General features: G+C 76.1%; 3 protein-coding genes. All 3 read right to left on the minus strand.

From position 1 onward, the window contains the following. Nucleotides 1–453: hypothetical protein (locus L0B03_RS17260; protein WP_250448168.1), on the minus strand; the 453-nt coding region annotated here is incomplete at its 3' end. Continuing rightward, the gene (locus tag L0B03_RS17265; RefSeq protein ID WP_250448170.1) at nt 450–893 is read right to left on the minus strand and encodes a flagellar export protein FliJ; all 444 of its coding nucleotides are present in this window, start codon (nt 891–893) and stop codon (nt 450–452) included. The genes L0B03_RS17260 and L0B03_RS17265, both read right to left, overlap by 4 nt. Then, nucleotides 893–1,876 (minus strand): FliI/YscN family ATPase (locus L0B03_RS17270; RefSeq protein ID WP_250448172.1); only part of this gene is annotated, 984 nt, incomplete at its 5' end. The genes L0B03_RS17270 and L0B03_RS17265, both read right to left, overlap by 1 nt.

Below are 1,876 nucleotides of genomic sequence, written 5' to 3' on the forward strand. Positions count from 1 at the left end.
GGTCGCCGCGCGCTGGGTGGGCACGGCGCCGGCCTCCTCCTCGGCAGCGAGGGCTGCGGCGAGGCGGGGGGTCAGGTCGAGCACCTGGGCCATGCCCTCCTCGCCCTCGGTGGTCTCACCCTCAGTGGTCTCACCGGCGACTGCCCCCTCGACGCCCGGGGCGGGCACCGCGGTGCCGAGCCCGGTGCCGCCGACCTCGGCGAGCAGCCCGGACGCGGCCTGGATGATCTGCGCGACGGTGACGAGGGCGCCGTCGGCCGCGGCCTGGGCGTCCCCGCCCTCCTGCTGACCGCGCTGCTGGGTGCCGGGCTTGCGCACCGAGCCCTCGACGACGGCCTCGAGGGCCGCCGCGAAGTCACCGGGGCTGCTCGCGCCGGAGGCCCCCGCGCCGGACGAGCCGCTGCCGCGGCCGCTGGTCGGCACAGGTGCCGGAAGCATGATGATCGTGCTCATCGTTCCCCCTCGATGGGTGGGTCGGTCGTGGTTCGACCACGGAGGGCGGCCTCGTCGAGCACGAGCTGCTCGGCGTGGTCCTCCTCGGTGCGGAGGGCGGCGGAGTGCCGGTCCTCGAGCTTCTCGAGCGCGGTGGCCCGCGCCCTGGCCTCGGCCCAGTGGGCGGTCGCCTCGTGCACCCGCGCCTGGGCGGCCTCGACCGCAGTGACGGACTCCGAGGTCAGGCCCGTGAGCGCGGCCCGGGCGGCGATGGCGGCGCGCCAGGTCAGCTCGTCGCCCTCGTCGGGCAGGGCTGCTCCGGCGAGCATCACGGCGGTGTCGTAGCGGCGCTTGTCCGCAGCACGACGCTCGGCGTTGGCACGGGCGGCCTCGGCCTCGGCCTGCTCCTCCTGGAGCTTGCGCAGGCGCAGCAGACCGCCGAGGCGGAAGGCCCGGGCCATCACTGACCCCCGATCGCTCGGACGAGTCCCGCGAGCCGGGCCCAGGAGTCCTCGGGCTCGGCGGTCTGGTCGAGGGGCTGCTGGAGGAAGGCGTCGATCGCGCCGGCGTGCTGCACCGCGGCGTCGACCAGGGCGTTGCTGCCGGCCACGTAGGCGCCGACGTCGAGCAGGTCCTGGGCCCGACGTCGGGCCGCCATGACCTGGCGGAGCACGACGGCGGCCTCGCGCTGGTCGGCCGAGGTGACCCGGCCGGCTACGCGGGAGACGGAGGCGAGCACGTCGATGCTCGGGAAGTGCCCGGCGACCGCGAGCTCGCGGGTCAGCACGACGTGACCGTCGAGGATGGACCGGGCAGCGTCGGCGATGGGCTCGTTGTGGTCGTCGCCGTCCACGAGCACGGTGTAGATGCCGGTCACCGAGCCGCGCTCGGCGGTGCCGGCCCGCTCGAGGAGCCGGGCGAGCAGGGAGAAGGTCGACGGCGGGTAGCCGCGGGTCGCGGGGGGCTCGCCGACCGAGAGGCCGATCTCGCGCTGGGCCATGGCCACGCGGGTCAGCGAGTCCATCATCAGCACGACGTCGCGGCCCTCGGCCCGGAAGCCCTCGGCGATGCTGGTCGCGACGAAGGCCGCGCGCAGGCGGACCAGCGGCGGCTCGTCCGACGTGGCGACCACGACGACGCTGCGGGCCAGGCCCTCGGGGCCGAGGTCGTCCTCGAGGAACTCGCGGACCTCACGGCCGCGCTCCCCGACCAGGGCGATGACCGAGATCTCGGCGTCGGTGCCTCGGGCGACCATGGACAGCAGGCTCGACTTGCCGACACCGGAGCCGGCGAACAGGCCCAGGCGCTGGCCGCGGCCCGCGGTGACCATGGTGTCCAGGGCGCGCACGCCCAGGGAGAGGGGGGTGTCGACCCGGGCGCGGCCCAGGGCCGAGGGCGCCGAGCCGTCGACCGAAACCTGGCGGGCGCCGGTGAGCGGGCCCTT

The sequence above is a fragment of the Actinotalea sp. C106 genome (assembly GCF_023630195.1).
Taxonomy (GTDB): domain Bacteria; phylum Actinomycetota; class Actinomycetes; order Actinomycetales; family Cellulomonadaceae; genus Actinotalea.